Genomic DNA, 17,702 nt, shown 5'->3' with positions numbered 1-17,702 from the left:
CTGCTCTCAACAACTATCGTTTCAACTCAATCCTCACATCATCGAAGCCATGACGATGTGATTTACCGTCTTCGGATACTCCTAAATTAGGTCCTGCTAAAAATCTAATTTGAGTTTCACTTGTTGCACCAGTCACCACAAAACTGCGTTGTGCAATTTCCGGAGCCAAGAAATCGTAGTTTTCACCGAACCAGAGCGCTCTACTTGGTCCATCAGTATTCGCCAAATTGCCTAATATAAACAAAGCACCTCCTGCGGTCAATTCTCCACTGCTTTCTTGTACACTCGACAATAGCTCTGCACCTTTTTCCGGCACGGCTTGTGAACCCACTTTTAGAATCTCCGTAATTGTACCCGGTCCAATCACCTCAACGTTAAGAATCTGCCCATCAATTGTTCCTCCTGCCGAAACATATACACAAGCGCCAAATGAGACTATTATATCTTGGGTACCATCAATCGCTTCGAGTTTTGGGGTAATCAAATCGCCATTTACACGGGTTTTCCCAAATTTAGCATATCCCAATCGGCTATATACCCATTGTGTAAGGCCAGTACCTTCGTCTGCAGTGATTGTACTTGTCCAACCATTATAGGTACCGTATGCAGTTCCCCAAGCATCAAATCTTTTTTCATTTGTTCCAGTATAAATGGGCTTAAATGCACCTTCACCAAGCCAATCAAAATTATCAAAGAAAATAAGTCCGGAATATTGCTCCACTATCACTGTTTGCCAAATATCATCAGGATATTCCACTGAATAAATAGTCAGCTCGGTCAAATTATTCTCTGAACTTTCATTAGGCCTTGCACTTAATTTGACACCCTCATTGGTTTTCTCTACTGTCAACCAATCCCCTTCATAACTATAATCCCACGCATCTATATTTGTATTGACTCCTACAAAGGCTTCTCCCCCACCGGATGGAAGAGCAACATAATCTGATTCAACTTCTAAAACAATACCACTTAGCTGTTCAATCTTGATTTCTTTGTCATACAATGGAAACTTTTCGGAAGTTATATACAAAATAGCCTCACGGGTTCGAGGGGTGTTATTGGCATTGACTTTTAACAGTAAACCCTCTTCATTCTTGACGACATCCATCCAAGAACCATTTTCTATTGTATATATCCAATCATCGATAGAGGTTTTAATTTTTACTACCACATCAGACTTATCACCTGAAAGACTTATCATATCTGTACTCATTTCCAAATAGGTGGAGCTTTGTATAATAGATATGGTTTTATTCACTTTAGGGTATTTTATTGAGCCTATCATAAACAGAGCATGTCTCTCTTCACCTTCATTTGGAGACACTTCAAATTTTAATTCCGAACCGGTTTTCTCAACTGAAATCCAATCTCCGTCCTCTATCTCCCAAATCAAATTATCTACATTGGTTGAAACAGAAGCTGTTACTGCTCCTCCATCATTATCTACCTGAATTAATTCATCAGGGGTGATGTTTAGATAAACATTGTCTTCTTTGTCCTCACAAGAAATAAAAAGTGAGGCGAAAAAAACAAACAATACACTTTTTTGTATTAAACTCATTCTCATAATAATTATCTCATATTAGTTATTAAATCTTTTGGGCGCGTCATTGTTTCAGTATAAGTTCTACCAAATCGGTCAACAACCTGTATATCAAGGCTTGAAGTAGCGCTCGAAGCCTTTACTTTAAACATATGTGATGTATTGGACGTTGTAAATGTTGCGGAAGGGGTTGCATTACGATTTAACCTGGCCACTTCATACGAAATTACATGAAGAGGGTCTTTTGCACTAACCCTGGTAACGGGCAAAGTCTTTCCACCTTCCTTTACCGTAATTTCCCATTCTTTATCATATCCCCATATATTAATGAGCACTTCGTTTTTATCACTTTTTTTTGCATAATCCCCTGCATATTCCGGCACTTGAGCAGCATAAGTAGCATTGGCATATGGAGCATATTTGTCGGCTGTTATTTCAATAGTATTCAAGTCGTAAGTTCTAAACTGATAATCATGATCATACCCCATACTTTTATAATGCCATTTTGCTGATTTATCGCTCATATCCCATACTCCATAACCACCCACAGAACCGTCTTTGCAAATATGATTACTTGCGTATCCGCTATAACCCGTCCACCACCAAGTGGCACAAACAGCTGCTGTGTTATGCTCCATTAATTTTTCCGAGTGCTCATAATTCCAATTGATATGTGTATGACCAGATACAATATGTACATTATCAAATTGCGATAAAAGATTGTGAAATTCAGCATTAGCAATCCGATAGTTAGAAACGTTATTTATATTTGGTTGGGAAAATACGGGAATATGCAAAGCAACTATTAATGGTGCGCTTTTATCTTCAACCTTCTCCAAATCTTTTCTTAACCAATTTATTTGTTCACTTGTAAATCCGGCATCATAGTTTCTTTGTCCCATCACACCGTCTGATCCACCATTATTATGATAAAGAATGTCATCAAGCACTACATAATGAACATTTCCGAGATTAAATGAATAGTAGTTCGGTCCAATTATATCGCAGTAATATTGTGCAGCACCCCAATCACCGGTAACATACGGATTATTATCATGATTGCCCATAGTATTAAAAACGGGAGTATTAATTTTATTCATATAAAGAACATAATCCTTTATAGTAAAATTGTTAGCGTACCAATATGTATCCCACGAAAGATCTCCAAGGGTTAAACCATATACTTTCTTTCCTGAAGACTCGTACTGAGCAATTGTTTCATTAATATCCTCTATAAACAACTCAAACTGAACAAGATCATCAACACGTTTTGCAAGATGAATGTCAGCCATGGTCAATACCACATGATCATTATTATCGACTGCTGTTAATTCAAAATCATGGCGCTCTACAACATCCACACCTTCTCTGATTTTCTTAAAAAACTGTGGAGCTCTTCCTTCATAAGGAACTTCATAGTTCCCGGGCACTGATATAAATACATATTTTTCCTGTTTCCCGGAAGCTAAATAATAAACGCCGTTCTCATCTGAAACGGTTACTTCATGTCCGTCGGATACAACAACACCAGGTATCCCTACACCCTCACAAGAAACCCATCCTTTCAGATTCATTCCCCGTTTATTAGGTAAAGTTCCCTCTTGCATTATTTCAATGACAAACGCATCAAATCCTTCTGCGGAAACTACGATGAACGCTTCACGAGCAGTAACGCCATTGTTTTTATCAACGGTTATTCGTAAATTACGTTTAGAGGCACTCAGGATTTCCGGCCTACACCATTCTTCATTAGATTCAGCAGTAAAAGTCACATTAGTTTTAACTTCCAGCAAACGAGACTCAGCGTCAAAATCAAATTCTTGTATTAACGATTCAGCGTCAATACTAAATACAGCGTCTATCCCGACTTGTAATACATCAATCTGAATACTTTCTGCCCCATCGCCAGATACAGTAATAGTAGCTGTCCTGCTATTTCTATCAGGATTTTCTGTTACACTTATTTTCAACTGACTACCCGATCGAGTAACTCTACACCAATCTTGAGAAGGAATAGCTTTAAAATCTATATTGCTACTTACAGAAACTGTTTCTTCTGAAGAAATAGAAAGAAAGGTAATGCTTGTTCTATCTACTTGTAAAAACAGCTCATCCTGTTCTGCCTTACAAAAAACAAATAAAATCAAACAACTAAAAGAAATCAATAATTTCCTCATATAAACTATATATATTTTAATTGGAAGTCAAAAATTTTGACTTCCAATTAGTTAAGTTAAATTTTAGTCATCTACGTATTGAAGTCTCAGCTCTTCTTTTATCTCTACAAAGTCATCCTCCCCCTCGGGTCTAAAAGAATATGCCAAGAAAAACACTTTAAACCTTCTGCCCCAGTCATCCTCTTCCGTCAAAAATATATTCGGAAAGTCAGGGTCTCCATCATTTTGAATCACCTCTATATCTTTATAGGCTGAAATCACAACAGAATTATCAGATTGCACTTCAACAAGAAGTGCATTTTTCGCAATATACTCTTCTTCAGCAAGAAAAGAGACATTACCAGGCATCATTCGTACTGTATTCTTATCAATAGGCTGCATTTCTTTTGAAGCTTGCATAACAGCGCCATCTCTATATCCACGCATAGTATAATACGTATATCCATCCGGTTGTTGTTGCGCATAAAAATTCTTAATTAATAAACGGTAAAGCATTGTGCTTTTTTCATAATTAACTTCATAAGCAGACATTGCTGAAATAGAAAGAGGTATAAAATATACCGAATCCGGAGAAAGTCCATCAGGCCTCACCTTAATATCAAGCCTACCGGTTCTTTCACCTTTCGGAATAACCACTTGATAATCTTCAATACTGTAATGACTTTTGGGTAAAAGTTTCGCATATTGAGAAACATCTGTGTCATACATACCCACATTATAAGTATTAAAAGGACCTTCACTTTCTATTATCGACACTCGAATATCCGTTTCAGGAGCGCCTGTTCCACCACAAGATAAACCTATGAAGGTAGAATTCTCTTCACCTGTCAACTCCTGTACATCCTCCAGGACATTGTAGTTGTCGCTACAGATAAATGCGACAACTTTCTTATAGAGTTCTTTTTCATACACATCATTTGTGTCGCAGGCTATTAAACCCGGTACTACAAACGCTATTATCCATATATATTTTTTCATATATTTACTTTATATTAATTAGTTATTCCCATCCGGGGTTTTGGTCAAAAGAAGGCAGGCGACGAATCTCACTACGTGGAACTGGAACAAACATTAGTTTTCTATGAATTACACGTCCATGAATAGCAGCAGAACCCGGCATTACACGCTGATAGAAAGCATCTTTATCGGATGCATCCGCATTCATTCCCATAATAGGCTCACGCTCTGTCTGTTCATAAATCCCCCAACGCCTGACATCATAATATCTTCTATTCTCATGCATAAATTCAACCATACGTTCCTGTTCTATAAGCTTTTGAATTTTTCCGGGGTCATTGAGTTCAGCATCGGTCAAACCCGGCAAGCCGGCACGATAACGAATCTGATTGAAAGCCCATCTTATTTCCGATAAATCACGACTGAAAGTTTTAGTTTCACCATCAATTTCAACAGTATGCGTGGTAGTCAAATTATTTAAAGCCTCTGCATAGTTCAACAAGATTTCTGCATAACGAATTATCGGGAATACCTTATCCATTACACGTGCTGAAGCTCCTTTTAAGGCATCCATCGGATGATAATATTTACGAAGGACATAACCCGTCATAGCGTAATTCAGCGGTTCATTGGCAGTTCCACGTCCATCTTCATCATAAGCATAATACTTTGCGGTATGTTCGCGTGCTGAAACATCTGTGGTTGACAAACAAGGCCAGAAAGCTTCATTAAATCCTACACTTGCATAAAAACGCATTTCTCTATTTACATACATATTATATACACCCGCATTAAGACGATATCCGGAAAACATTTTAACCGCACCCGTATATCCTGACTCGGAATAATACCCATCAGCCATTGCCTCATCAATAGTACGACCATCGTCCATACGATACGCATCCACCATTTTTTGTGTTACAGAGAATCGCCCCCAACCACCCAGTGAAATTGGATGAGGCCCTCTAATCAAATATTTTGTTTGCTCGGATTTACGTGCCCAAATAAACTCTTTTACCGTAGGTGCCGCACACTCCCCACTAAAAAGCTCGTCATACGAACGATAATGATCGATTCCTGCTGCTCCATTCGGCCACTCCGATGTATAATTAGGATCATTTATTGGGGAAGCCGGTAATGGAGGAGTATTATCATCGGCCGGAACGGTATATAATTCGTACTTAAAGCCGGATTCAGAAGGTTCATCAATAACACGCTTAGCATTGGCTGCAGCCAAAGCCCAACGAGACTCATCCGGTGTTTGAGACACATAGTGAACTCCATCTGTCGAACGTTTCCAATCGCTGAAATATCTACGGGCGATTTGCCCGCCATTAAACAATGGACTTGCATGTATCAATCTTAGTCGGGAAGCCAAAGCATACGCTGCTCCGCGGGCAGGTCGTCCAAAATCCATGGTAGCAACTGAAGCCGGCATACCTTTTGCGGCTAATTCAAATTCATTACATATATACTCTACAGCCTCGTCATAAGTGCTGCGGGTTCTATCATAATATTCAAGCGATTCATTATTTGCCACCACTTCGTCGCCGAGTAAAATTGGAGGGCCAAAATCGATTAATATATTATAATATGCATATGCCCGCCAGAACCGCGTATAACCCTCAATATAACGACGATTAACAGGGGTCATGTCAGACGCTTCATCCATACGGTTTAAAATAGTATTACATTTACGAATTACTTTATAATAGGTACCCCACATATTTAAATTTCCTAAATTATCAGGTGTAATAAATCCTTGGGCAAAGTTGGTCCCTTCATATATATTATTACCTTCTCTAAAATTATTGGTACCCTCATCGGTGGCATAAGGTCCCGGTGTATAATTCGATCTTAGAATAAAACCCTCATCTGTGAATAATGATGCGGCACCCCACATATACGCCTCGATATAACGAACTTGTGTAAATGTTGAATCCATTTTAAATTCATCATCAAAATAATTATCAACATTCAGAAAGTCCGAACAGGAACTAGCCCCCACCAACGCCATGATGACGATGCTAAAGAACAGCACTTTTATGGGACAATTACGATCTAAAAATATTTTTTTCATCTTCATTTTTTTTTATATGTTAATATACAACTGTAAAGAGTAAACCGATGGAATAGGATAAACTCGTCCGTTATATCTGGCTTGATCCGGATCAAATATTTTTTGTTTAGACCATACATAGATGTTTGTACCTATCAACTGAATATCCACCGATGAAATTCCTATCTTTTGTAATTTACTTAGCTTCAAATTATAATTCAGTGTGATTTCTTGTAAACGAAGACTTCGACCATCTCCATGCCAGAAGTCTGATTTTTGTGAGTTATTATTGTTCTTACCATATTGAAGGCGAGGAAAGATCGCATTCGGATTTTCTGCCAATGAAGGGTCAATACCATTCTTTATAGCATAGTCCATAGGTATCCAACGATTTTTGGGATCGTTAGCCATTTTCAGGACGTTTCCCGAAACGCCTCCAAAAAATGGAACATACCCCATACCGTTTGTATAAGTCAGATCATTATGCTTTACAGTTTGACCTACACTATAATAATCAGTTCTTCCTGTTCCTTTTAATAATACCCCTAATCTTAGGTTTTTATATTTAATCTCCCCCCCAAAACCATACATTAACATTGGATAAGTGCTACGCGAGAGAGGGACCATATCTGATGCATCAATTTTTCCATCGCCATTCACATCTTTATATTTTATATCGCCCGGCATATAGGAGCCAAAAGTTTGAATGGGGCTATTCTTGATATCCTCTTCGTCTTTAAATAATCCTAAAGATTGATATCCTCTATGTGAACCATTTGGAAAGCCTGCATGAAAAAGATAAGGATACTCTAAATAGGATTGTTCCCAATTCTGAACTTTAGTATCTGCTAAAGTGTAGTTTCCACGTAATGTAAAATGCAAATCTTTATTTATTATTTGTGTATATGAAATATTACCGTCCGAACCAAAACTCTTCATTTTCCCCACATTGCCATATGGCATATTTGTTAAACCAACATATTCAGGAACCTGCGCACGAGGCTGGAAAATACCATCACGTTGATCTTTAAAGAAGTCAACAACAAACGATAATCTTTCGCCAAAAAAGCTTCCTTCAATTCCCAGGTCTGTTTTAATAGATTTTTCCCACTTCAAGTTATCTGCACCAACACGTGATTCAGTTAGTACTTCAACACTACTTATAGATTCATAAATAGACTGGCTGCTCAAAGTGGCTTTTGTCATGTAAGGGAATCGTGTGGTACCCGCTAAACGGTCGTTACCTACCGAGCCATATGATAATCTTATTTTAAACATATTCACCCAGGTCCAGTTGTCCTTGACCCACTGATAGCTTGATGGTACCCACCCAACAGCAGCAGAGGGAAAAAAACCATACTGTCTGCCCGGTTGGAAGTTTTCCGACCCTGTAAGACCGAAGTTACCATCTATCATATAGGTATCTTTATAGCTATAGGTAAAACGACTGGACACACCTTGATAGCGAACAGGAATTGCTGTCATATTATTAGTGGCGTCCTTTGTATATTTTTCATCGCTTAAGTAGTAATAAACAAGTCCTGAAACTCTGTGATCTTCATTAAATATGTTTTCATAGTTGAGTGTAGACTCAAAGTGGTATTTCCTATATTGATTACTCGTTTTTGAATAAGATGCCGGAGTTGGCTTTACCATCTCACGCATCACCAAGGAACCATCTGTCCTTCGTTCTAAAGCCATATAAAGGGCAGGCTGTATATAACGTCTCTCAGTAAAATAGTTATGCACATCATAAGCCCCTTGCGCTCTAATTTTCAGACCATCCAATAAAAATGATAAATCCTGATTAATTGCCAATGTTGCTTTCCCTTTGTAAGTCTCATTCTTCCTTTTTCCTGTTTTGTTAATCATTACATAAGGAGATGATGATGATCCTTCACCTGCCGCAGGAAACATTCCATTTGAATAGACTGTAGGTAAATACAAAGGATTTAACTCCGATTGAGCCATCCAGATATGATCTGTATTGGCGGTGCCCGGTTGATTATTAATAGCCAAATGACCATCACTGCCAAAATACACAGTCGTAAATTTCGTTAAATTAATATCTAGGTTGGTCCTGAAATTATAGGAGTTATATCCAACATTCGAGGCATATGGACTTTTCTTATCAAATTTATAGGCAGCTGTTTCGCTATTACCCCCTAAACTGAGGAAATATCTCGCTAAACTTCCTCCCCCTCTACCACTCACATAATATGACTGCTTAAAAGAAGTGTCTTTTAATACCTCATCTTGCCAACTCACATCAGGATACATATCCGGATCCAAATGATTTTTGATGATTGCCAACTCCATAGGGCGATAAAGTGGATTCTCTCCGCGTACCTCCATCGCTTCATTTGCCAAAAGAGCGTAGTCATAAGCGCCTAAATACTCAGGGACTTTTCCTATATGGGATAATGAGAAGTTGGTGCGTACTGTCAAGTTTAATTTTCCTTCTTGTCCACGTTTAGTAGTAATAAGAACAACACCATTGGCTCCTCGTACACCATATACTGCCGTGGCGGAAGCATCTTTTAAAACAGAAAAACTTTCAATATCTGCAGGGTCGATTGAGTTAATATTCCCTTCTAATCCATCAATCAACACTAAAGCCCCACTACTTGCGCCAAAAGTACCGATACCACGAACCCAGAATTCGGATATATTCTGACCGGGTTCTCCACTCGTTTGCATTGAAATAACTCCTGCCACCTTACCTCCTAATAAGTTTGCAACGGAAGTAGTGGGAGTCTGCAATTCAGCTACATCTAAAGAAGAAACTGCGGCCACTGAAGATATCTTTCGTTGTACAGTTCCTAATCCCACCGTAACAAACTCATCAAGCATGACCGCAGATGATGTAAATGTGATTTTTAAATTTTTATCTTCTTTAGTCACCAGATATTCAACTTCTTCATATCCAATATAAGAAAACACAAGCATGTCTCCTCGGGATGCTTTGATACGGAACTTCCCGTCTGCATCAGAAGAGGTTCCAACACCCACCTCGTTTTTAAGATAAATTGTAGCGCCAGGCAAAGTCTCGCCCGTTTCATCATATACAACACCGGCCATTTCAAAAGCTTTTTGTGCAAAAATTGAAATTCCTGTTAAAAAAAATATTATTAATAATAAATTCCTTTTCATAAGAGATTATTTTAAATAGTGTGTTATTCAATAGAGAGTTTTCGAACTCTATTATTTCCCCGGTCTGCTATATATATAGTTCCGTCCACTCCTATTCCTATAGCAGTACAAGAATGGAACATAGCCTCTTCCTTCCCACCATCTCGCATTCCACTTTGACCCGGAATTCCCAATACAGTCTCGACCATCCCGGTTGATGGATCATATTTTCTGATACAATAATTCTTATAATCCGATATGTACATAATTCCATCCGGATCAAACCTTAAGCCATATATTGTGTTAAATAATGCCCCTTCAATAGGTCCGTCACGATGTCCCGCACCTGTATTAATATTAAGTCTTACCCAAGAATTCTCCGGGTCATTAAGATCAAGCCTGTATATTCCGTGCGCTATTGTTCCGGAGTATCCTCCTATATATAGCATGTTTGGATTTGTTGGATCTATATCTATCCCAATACTGGTGCCTGTTTCCGGAGACTTGAAAATAATATCTGCTTTCCCGGTTTCGGGATTTATTTTAGCTATTTCACCTCCGCTATAACGTGAGTACATATGTTTATCTACAGAACTATATCCCATATAGTTACCGTTTGTTGTTGGAATAGGATATTTCCCCCCGGTATTGAAAGATATAGTTCTATATCTTGGTATCCATCCTTCTGCGGGGTCAATGATTGCATACTCTAATGTCCCTGTTCTCACAGCCGTATAAAACACCCCCGTCTCTTTATCGCAGTTAAGCCCTTCAAATCGACTGTTGGCAACATTTGGGAACTTATTCACCAATTCCATTGTATTTTCTTCTTCATTAATCCGCACAAGTCCATCACTCGAATAACTTGCCGCACCACTTGCTGTATTGTCGGTTCCAACAAATATATTCCCAAACTGATCCACATCCAACTGGAAAGGTTTCAATTGCGATTGCTCAAGGGCACCCGGTCTAATAGAAGCAGTACCATCGCCGGCTATTGTAGTTACAGATATGGTAACTTTATACTTAAACAAGTCATCATACACAAGAGAGTCGTTACCTATCACAACCGAAATAGTGCTTAATGAATCAATAACACGAGGAACTATAACATACATGTTCTTACCGTTTGAACCAACAACGGATGCTCTCTTCTTATTAAAGTAAACTTTAATCTTGTCTGGATCTGAGCCAAAGTTTTCCCCTTCAAGAATCACTTTTTCTCTTATCCGCCCATGATCCGGAAAAAAAGAGGTCAGTTTAATAGGCTTAGAAGGATCATGATCCTCCTTAATTTGCCCTTCATTGCTATCCTTACAGCCTAAAAAAGCCATAAAGAATAGAAAAAGAATAACATAAATCTTTTCTTTTTTCATACTTTTAACAGTTTAACGATTATACTTTTCACAATTTCAATACATTCCAACTGATAATTCGAACTTGATAACTAGATTATTTAATAATTACAGATAATATAGGAGAATCACCCCTACAAAAACAACCAACAAGTATGGCTGCAATGATACCGAGCATCAATACTTCCGAATTATTAAGAATATCATTAGATTTTCTTTCATTTGCTTAGATTGACAACATACTTTAAATTCAATAATATATTTCCTGATTATGAAGATTTATTTTAACCTGGTTATCTGTGTTCCATCAATAAAACCTTGTTCGGTTACAGAAAATTGAGCTTTGTCTGCCCGTTCCAGACGAGATGCTGCAGCCCGAAGAGAACTTGCTTTGATAATTTTAGAAGATATTATCACAGTTTCTCCTACCTTGATTGCCATCAACGTGGCAGGTATCGATATTTTAGTAACGGGCTTTATGGTATTTACCTCTTTATTCATATCTTTACGGGATATTTAGATTTATTGCATTGTAGCAAGCGATACATTGACAATGCAAATATAGTATTAAATATCAGTAAATGCAAAATAAAACACCTATAAATATCACTAAAATAATTTAATTTATACTTTAACAGATATACAAGACTCTAAAATACAATACAAAAACAGAAAAATCAGAAAAGAACATCAGATCAATACAAACAAGTGATACATATCAGTATGGATACAAAGGACAGATTAAAATTATTCGTAAAGGAAAAAGGGTACGGAAGGAATAAATTCGAAGAATTAATTGGAATTTCAATTGGATATTTGTCCACAAAAAATGAGACAATCAATTCGGATGTTATTGAAAAAACAAAAACATTTTTCCCTGACCTTAACCTTGATTGGCTTATTACGGGAAAAGGAGAAATGGTATTTTCTTCCATCAAATCAAATCCGGCCGAACAAAGCATCGATGTTGTGGAAGAAGAGGCTGTCGAATATAAAAACAAATATCTTGAGGTTCTGGAAGAGAATAGATTATTGCGAATCGAAATAGAAAAGCTCCGCAAAATCATAAAAATAAAAGAGGAAAAATAATCATTGGAGATCGTATTAAGACAGCTTCAAGGGGCACCAACAATCCAATGCTTTTATTTTATCATTGGATATTTTACGCGCTTTATTCCTTTTTCTATCCTTTTCAGTTTATTTCGCAACAATTACCTCCTTGAAGCACTTAGCCGGTCGATATACAATATTCCCAAAATATGATCATATTCATACTGTAAGACACGGGCAGTATAACCTGAGAATACAGGTACCTGTTCTCGGAATTGCCTGTCATGGTATTTTATCGTAATTCTCCACGATCTGTTTACCGCCTCCCAAAGATCGGGTATACTTAAACAGCCTTCACCATCCGCAACCTCCTCACCTCCATACTCGGTGATTTCCGCATTGATAAATGTTTCTTCTATTCCGGTATCTCCTTCAAAATACGACTGTCGCGCTTGGGTACCCATATTCAAATAGGTATCACAGCTATTCACAACAAATAGTTGCAAGAGCCGGTTGACCTGCGGTGCAGCCAAACCGCATCCGTCTGCGGCATTCAACGTTTCCCTCATATCCTTAATTAGATTCATGATCATCGGGTCATCCGGAAAAACAGCGTCACAATGCTTCCTTAATATATTATGCCTGTAACAAACAATTGGCAATATCATTACTTCAAATTTATATTTTTACACAAAGATATGCTGCTCCAACCTTCCGTCTTTGTATATTATTAAAGAAACGCCTGTCACGAATAATCTCAAAAAGATTACATCATCGGAATCCCTTATTGGCCTTATAGATTATTTCTATTTGATGAGCCGTGATATTACATCCGCTGAGCTCCTTTTCAATGCAGACTATTTATTCATTATCCGTTTTAATCCGACCCGTTTCTATGCCCTCTTTGAAATTGATACCAGGATATTCCCCTTTTGAGTGAAGCCATCAATTTTATCAAAGTACAAAAAGGAAGAACATCCATCAAGGATGTCAGCCATAAAATCGGGGTAAACTATAAATGCTTGAACGTAAATTTTCGAGTTACATAGGACTAACCCTAAGGAATATGCCAACTTGCTGATTCTTGCTTTTTATTAGGCTTTTATAAAAAACTTTTTTCCCCGATCCATTGTTAATAACCCATATTAAAATATGTAACATTATGAGAAAGACCATTATTTTATTTATGACACTTTTATTGTCATTCATTTTCTTATCTACAGTAGGTATCGCCCAAAACGTAAAAACAATCGAAAGAGGGAATGTCAAGATACATGTACTCACTTCGGACCCTATTATTTTTGAAGTAGCTTCGGTTCTCCTCGAAGGCAAGGATGAAGTAGTCCTGGTCGATGCGCAGTTCAGCAAGAACAATGCGCAAAGCTTGGTGGACTTAATAAAAAAAACAGGCAAACCCCTAACAACGATCTTTATCAGTTACCCAGACCCTGATTTCTATTTTGGACTGGCTCACATTGCTAAAAACTTTCCGGATGCAAAAATCTATTCGACAGCCCAGACAGCTTATTTAATCGATGTGACAAAAGATGAGAAAGTATCCATATGGGGGCCGCAACTTGGAGTAAATGCACCGGAACATATCCTTGTGCCCACTCCCATCGTTCAACATTATTTTATGCTTGGTGATACGAAAGTTGAAATCATCCAGCCACAAAATGACGAGCAACACTCATATTTATGGATACCGTCATTAAGTGTCATACTTGGAGGTATTTATATCAATGAAGGGTCACACCTTTGGGTAGCCGACTCGCAAACAGCCGATTCCCGCCGGAAATGGGTCGCTGCGTTGGATGCCATGGAAGCATTAAAACCGGAATATGTTATCCCTGCACATTTCTCAGTGGCAACCGGTACGGTTAAAGGGACTTCCGCAATAAAATCAACAAGGCAATACTTACTTGATCTTGAAGAGGCACTCAGTGCTTCTGTCAACAGCCAGCAGGTTATTGATAAAATGAAAGCTTTATATCCGGATTTAGAAGGTGAATCAAATCTTGAAATGACAGCAAAGGTGCTTACCGGTGAGATGTCTTGGACTTCGGTTGATGCCTATCCGCTAATCGGCAGGAAAGCGCAAGTCGACTTTGGCGGTGATTTTGTCTTTGAGCTAAACTTTATCGATAATACACATATGACATTCCAAGGAGTAAAAGGGACGCAGAAAGTCGTCACTGATGATGTCATTTACACAGCTGTTGAGGTCGCCCCGAAAGTTTATATGGTATACTGGACAGAACCGTCAACAAACACGCATGTCGTTCATGTGCAGGACTTCAACAAGGAAATCGTATACACCAATATCAGCAGTCCTGATGGAACATTTACAAACTTAAAGGGCTCAATCCGGCTTATTTAAACGCCCAATTCCAAAAATACTCCCGAAGTGGTAAAAAAGGACACGAAATGAAACAGATTGGGTAGGCTCAATTCAACATTGCCAAACAGATAAGTTATGTTGATGGTAGTTTTAGATTAATATATATATCAACTATGATCCAAAATGCAGCAATAGACCAGCGGCTTCAGGAATTGGCTGAGACCGATTATAAAGTTTTCAATGAGAGGTTGATCCCTACCAACTATGAAATACGGGGCATTCGTATGCCGGCATTAAAGAAACTGGCGAAAGAACTTTCCAAAGAGCCGGAAATTGAAAGTTATTTGAAAAATGCGGAATTCACCACCTACGAACATGTGCTACTCTATGGATTAGTACTGGGCAATTTATCCAAACTCCCAATGGAAACGGTATTCGGCTATACAGACCGGTTGATCCTGCGATTTGACAATTGGGCACACGTGGACACGATTACCTCCTCTTTCAAGATTTTCAAGAAATATCCGGAGGAGGTATTAAAACATTTTCTGCCTCTGAAAGCCGACAATGAAGAATTCTCCAAACGTTTTTTCGTAATTTTGCTATTGTGCAATTATATGGACGAGGAATACATAGACAGTACATTGCAACATCTGTCCGAAGTTCCACAAGGACAATATTACGTGGATATGGCCATTGCCTGGACTCTCAGCGTGGGGCTTGTCAAATTCTACGATAAGACTCTACCCTACCTCGAACAAAAGAACTATTCTAAATTCGTGCATAACAAAGCCATCCAGAAAGCTTGCGAAAGTTACCGGATAACACCTGATATCAAAGAGCTGTTGAAAGGAATGAAGATCAAATAAAACTCAGATATTTTCGGGAATACTGAAATCTTTATCGGCAAAAAGTGCCGCCAGGCCAGAAATCTGTTTAAACCGGAGCAGTTCATCTTTGTCCATCCCTATATTTTTCATGATCCAGGCATCGCTCATTCCGGCTTTTCGTAACTCTGCCACAATATTGGTCATCAGTTCAATGCTATGGGTGCCGCGGGCACGGTTGTGCCTGATGGTGGATGCCATACGGTTGGAGAGATCTTTGTCGATCACCGTCACCGGTAAACAGCCCTTTTCCCGTTCATAGACGCGTTTCGATGTCTTCATTATCAGGTAGCGGTGAAACCCATCCACCAGTTCATACTTATCCTCTTCGGGAAGGTAGTAACATACACAGGGCATGGTATAACCATCTTCCCATATCGACAATTCAAGGAGATCCATCTCCGGAGGAGCCACAACATTGGGATTATATGCATTGGCCTCTATCTTCTCTAACGGCACAGCTTTTACGGCATATACCGGGCTCATATATTTCTGTTCGTCTTTCATCAGCTATAAATTCCTTGGTAAAAATCCATCACTTTATTACGGAGATCCAACTCTCTCTTCGTCAAGGCAAATCCCATATATTTGCAAAGATGATCATTCCTGAGTATGCAGATACACATCCGCTTGAAGGTAGGGAGATACTTGAACCCGGGTACATTGAGATCGTCATGGTACTCCATCCTGACCGGGCGTTTATCCGTTTTATAATTTGTATGATCCAATACCTCTATATTAATCCCTATATTCTGCAATTGCTCTATTGTTTTTTCCGGAAGACATCCACCCCGTTTCCTCCAGAAATTGATACTTACCGAGAGTTTGTTGAGATAATTCTGCCGTATCTCTTCCGGCAGGGTAGCCAAAAGAAAGTGCATGTAACTTTCCCAGGTATGTCCTTCCGGAAGATTGATCTTTTTCTGTGCCACGGCGGTTGTATGTCCATAAAGGGACGTGAAGTTGATACCGTTCACGCGGCATATCATTTTCCCCCACATATCGGGGTCGATGGCCCGGTAAAGATGCAGGCTCTCCTGTGCCGCCAGAAGGAAAGGGCTGGCAACGCGTTGTTTGTCCAACGGCACCCCGGCCTGATAATACAAGTCATATAACCGGTTATAATCCCACCCGAAGCGACCGTTGGCCGTCCACACATCCGTTGTCAGCCAGTCATGGATCACATAGGCATTGTAAATATTTTTTGAGAGCTGTTTTGTCCATTTCAGGTTACGAAAAACATGATGCTTCCGCTTGCCATAGATCGTTCGCCAACGGTGTGAACTTTCCTGGGTGCGGATCCCGACCATGCAGCAGGTCTTCCCTGCATTCTTCTGCAGATGATACCATTGGGCAAAAAGGATATAAAATTCGGAGTCCCACATACCGGGATGATAGAACGGAAAATCTTCTTTCTGATAACTGCCCGGCGGCATATCCCTCACCCAGAAATCCTTACAATCCTCATCCCAGGGACGCCAGTAAGTCTGGTGCATGGAGGTACAGGTGGTCACCTTGAAGGGTACACATACACGGTACACTTCCAGGATATCGGCATTTTCTTTCAGCACCCTGTCGACATATGCGATAGTCTCGTTATACTGTATTTCATAATCCATAAAAAACAGGCCGATCTTCCTGTCGAGATTGTTCTCCCTTATATATTGTATACAAAGGTTCAACATCACGCCGCTGTCCTTGCCTCCTGAAAAAGAGACGTAGATATTATCGAATTCATTGAATAATATCTTTATACGCAGCAAGGCCAGTTCATATACGTTTTTCCTCATCACTGAATATCCTCATTTTCACATACCTTTTCCAACAGAGCACTACCGAAAATCCATTTTTCTCAAATTCAGGGACATGCCGTACCTGTGTAACTGACTCAATCTCAAAGCCAGAGGGAACAACCTTGGTAATCTCTTTCAACAATGCAGAAAAAACGATCCTATCATCTTCCGCCACATAATAATTATTGATCGTAGCCTTGCCTCCTTCCAGTTTAACCGGTATAAAACCAAGGGTGGTACCGTTGTTATCTGTAGCCACAAACCACTCATAATCGGGAGAGGTCTTATAGGGGTAATTCAAATTGTAACGAATCACCTCCTCGTCCATTACAAGGTGTGCCACCAGCGAATAAAGCTGCTTATCGTTTCCTTTTAAGCGAATAATATCCATATCTGATTGTTTGTCGA

Annotated in this window: 14 protein-coding genes; 3 read left to right on the top strand and 11 right to left on the bottom strand. The window is 39.0% G+C overall.

Annotated elements, in window-relative coordinates; genetic code table 11:
• Positions 1–13: 13 nt before the first annotated feature.
• The 7 genes from B4G81_RS07160 to B4G81_RS07130 form a co-directional block, all read right to left on the bottom strand.
• A complete protein-coding gene (locus B4G81_RS07160) occupies positions 14–1,561 on the bottom strand; it encodes a BACON domain-containing protein (protein WP_294081308.1) in 1,548 nt (515 codons plus the stop codon).
• An 11-nt stretch (positions 1,562–1,572) separates the two neighbouring features.
• Positions 1,573–3,720 (bottom strand): calcineurin-like phosphoesterase C-terminal domain-containing protein, encoded by a 2,148-nt coding sequence (locus B4G81_RS07155; protein ID WP_294081307.1) that lies wholly within the window; start codon positions 3,718–3,720, stop codon positions 1,573–1,575.
• Positions 3,721–3,783: 63 nt separating this feature from the next.
• Positions 3,784–4,698: a BT_3044 domain-containing protein gene (locus B4G81_RS07150; RefSeq protein WP_294081306.1), complete on the bottom strand. Its 915-nt coding sequence runs from the start codon at positions 4,696–4,698 to the stop codon at positions 3,784–3,786.
• A 22-nt stretch (positions 4,699–4,720) separates the two neighbouring features.
• Complete coding sequence (locus B4G81_RS07145; RefSeq protein ID WP_294081305.1) at positions 4,721–6,763, bottom strand: RagB/SusD family nutrient uptake outer membrane protein; 2,043 nt, start codon at positions 6,761–6,763, stop codon at positions 4,721–4,723.
• A 6-nt stretch (positions 6,764–6,769) separates the two neighbouring features.
• Positions 6,770–9,889: a SusC/RagA family TonB-linked outer membrane protein gene (locus tag B4G81_RS07140; protein ID WP_294081304.1), complete on the bottom strand. Its 3,120-nt coding sequence runs from the start codon at positions 9,887–9,889 to the stop codon at positions 6,770–6,772.
• A gap of 23 nt (positions 9,890–9,912) precedes the next feature.
• Positions 9,913–11,244, bottom strand: a complete 1,332-nt coding sequence (locus B4G81_RS07135) for an IPT/TIG domain-containing protein (protein WP_294081303.1) — start codon at positions 11,242–11,244, stop codon at positions 9,913–9,915.
• Positions 11,245–11,502: 258 nt separating this feature from the next.
• A complete protein-coding gene (locus B4G81_RS07130) occupies positions 11,503–11,724 on the bottom strand; it encodes a hypothetical protein (RefSeq protein ID WP_294081302.1) in 222 nt (73 codons plus the stop codon).
• Between the two features lie 222 nt (positions 11,725–11,946).
• Between B4G81_RS07130 and B4G81_RS07125 the strand changes: the two genes are divergently transcribed.
• Positions 11,947–12,312 (top strand): hypothetical protein, encoded by a 366-nt coding sequence (locus B4G81_RS07125; protein WP_294081301.1) that lies wholly within the window; start codon positions 11,947–11,949, stop codon positions 12,310–12,312.
• Between the two features lie 122 nt (positions 12,313–12,434).
• Here B4G81_RS07125 and B4G81_RS07120 read toward each other — a convergent pair whose 3' ends face one another.
• Positions 12,435–12,941 carry a peptide deformylase gene (locus B4G81_RS07120; protein WP_294081300.1) on the bottom strand — a complete coding sequence of 169 codons (507 nt, stop codon included), beginning with the start codon at positions 12,939–12,941 and terminating at the stop codon, positions 12,435–12,437.
• Between the two features lie 494 nt (positions 12,942–13,435).
• On the opposite strand from B4G81_RS07120, the gene B4G81_RS07115 reads away from it, so the two are divergent.
• On the top strand, positions 13,436–14,653 hold the full coding sequence (locus B4G81_RS07115) for a MoaF-related domain-containing protein (RefSeq protein ID WP_294081299.1): 1,218 nt from the start codon (positions 13,436–13,438) through the stop codon (positions 14,651–14,653).
• A 134-nt stretch (positions 14,654–14,787) separates the two neighbouring features.
• The gene (locus B4G81_RS07110; protein WP_294081298.1) at positions 14,788–15,483 is read left to right on the top strand and encodes a DNA alkylation repair protein; all 696 of its coding nucleotides are present in this window, start codon (positions 14,788–14,790) and stop codon (positions 15,481–15,483) included.
• A gap of 3 nt (positions 15,484–15,486) precedes the next feature.
• On the opposite strand, the gene B4G81_RS07105 is transcribed toward B4G81_RS07110, so the two are convergent.
• Genes B4G81_RS07105 through B4G81_RS07095 form a run of 3 tightly spaced genes read right to left on the bottom strand, consistent with a single transcriptional unit; the run spans position 15,487 to position 17,685 of the window.
• Complete coding sequence (locus B4G81_RS07105) at positions 15,487–16,008, bottom strand: IbrB-like domain-containing protein (RefSeq protein ID WP_294081297.1); 522 nt, start codon at positions 16,006–16,008, stop codon at positions 15,487–15,489.
• Complete coding sequence (locus B4G81_RS07100) at positions 16,008–17,291, bottom strand: DUF3440 domain-containing protein (RefSeq protein ID WP_294081296.1); 1,284 nt, start codon at positions 17,289–17,291, stop codon at positions 16,008–16,010. The genes B4G81_RS07105 and B4G81_RS07100 overlap by 1 nt, the downstream gene beginning before the upstream one ends.
• Complete coding sequence (locus B4G81_RS07095; RefSeq protein ID WP_294081295.1) at positions 17,272–17,685, bottom strand: hypothetical protein; 414 nt, start codon at positions 17,683–17,685, stop codon at positions 17,272–17,274. Before B4G81_RS07095 ends, B4G81_RS07100 begins: the two co-directional genes overlap by 20 nt.
• Positions 17,686–17,702: the final 17 nt, after the last annotated feature.

This window comes from Proteiniphilum sp. UBA5384 (genome assembly GCF_002410825.1).
In the GTDB taxonomy this organism is placed as follows: domain Bacteria; phylum Bacteroidota; class Bacteroidia; order Bacteroidales; family Dysgonomonadaceae; genus Proteiniphilum.
Note: the sequence above shows the minus strand (reverse complement) of the source record. Positions and strands in the feature narration are given on the sequence as shown.

Bases quoted from the DNA above. Each gene is read 5' to 3' on its own strand.
- B4G81_RS07160 (WP_294081308.1), bottom strand. From the start codon at position 1,561: ATGAGTTTAATACAAAAAAGTGTATTGTTTGTTTTTTTCGCCTCACTT.
- B4G81_RS07155 (WP_294081307.1), bottom strand. From the start codon at position 3,720: ATGAGGAAATTATTGATTTCTTTTAGTTGTTTGATTTTATTTGTTTTT.
- B4G81_RS07150 (WP_294081306.1), bottom strand. From the start codon at position 4,698: ATGAAAAAATATATATGGATAATAGCGTTTGTAGTACCGGGTTTAATA.
- B4G81_RS07145 (WP_294081305.1), bottom strand. From the start codon at position 6,763: ATGAAGATGAAAAAAATATTTTTAGATCGTAATTGTCCCATAAAAGTG.
- B4G81_RS07140 (WP_294081304.1), bottom strand. From the start codon at position 9,889: ATGAAAAGGAATTTATTATTAATAATATTTTTTTTAACAGGAATTTCA.
- B4G81_RS07135 (WP_294081303.1), bottom strand. From the start codon at position 11,244: ATGAAAAAAGAAAAGATTTATGTTATTCTTTTTCTATTCTTTATGGCT.
- B4G81_RS07130 (WP_294081302.1), bottom strand. From the start codon at position 11,724: ATGAATAAAGAGGTAAATACCATAAAGCCCGTTACTAAAATATCGATA.
- B4G81_RS07125 (WP_294081301.1), top strand. From the start codon at position 11,947: ATGGATACAAAGGACAGATTAAAATTATTCGTAAAGGAAAAAGGGTAC.
- B4G81_RS07120 (WP_294081300.1), bottom strand. From the start codon at position 12,941: ATGATATTGCCAATTGTTTGTTACAGGCATAATATATTAAGGAAGCAT.
- B4G81_RS07115 (WP_294081299.1), top strand. From the start codon at position 13,436: ATGAGAAAGACCATTATTTTATTTATGACACTTTTATTGTCATTCATT.
- B4G81_RS07110 (WP_294081298.1), top strand. From the start codon at position 14,788: ATGATCCAAAATGCAGCAATAGACCAGCGGCTTCAGGAATTGGCTGAG.
- B4G81_RS07105 (WP_294081297.1), bottom strand. From the start codon at position 16,008: ATGAAAGACGAACAGAAATATATGAGCCCGGTATATGCCGTAAAAGCT.
- B4G81_RS07100 (WP_294081296.1), bottom strand. From the start codon at position 17,291: ATGAGGAAAAACGTATATGAACTGGCCTTGCTGCGTATAAAGATATTA.
- B4G81_RS07095 (WP_294081295.1), bottom strand. From the start codon at position 17,685: ATGGATATTATTCGCTTAAAAGGAAACGATAAGCAGCTTTATTCGCTG.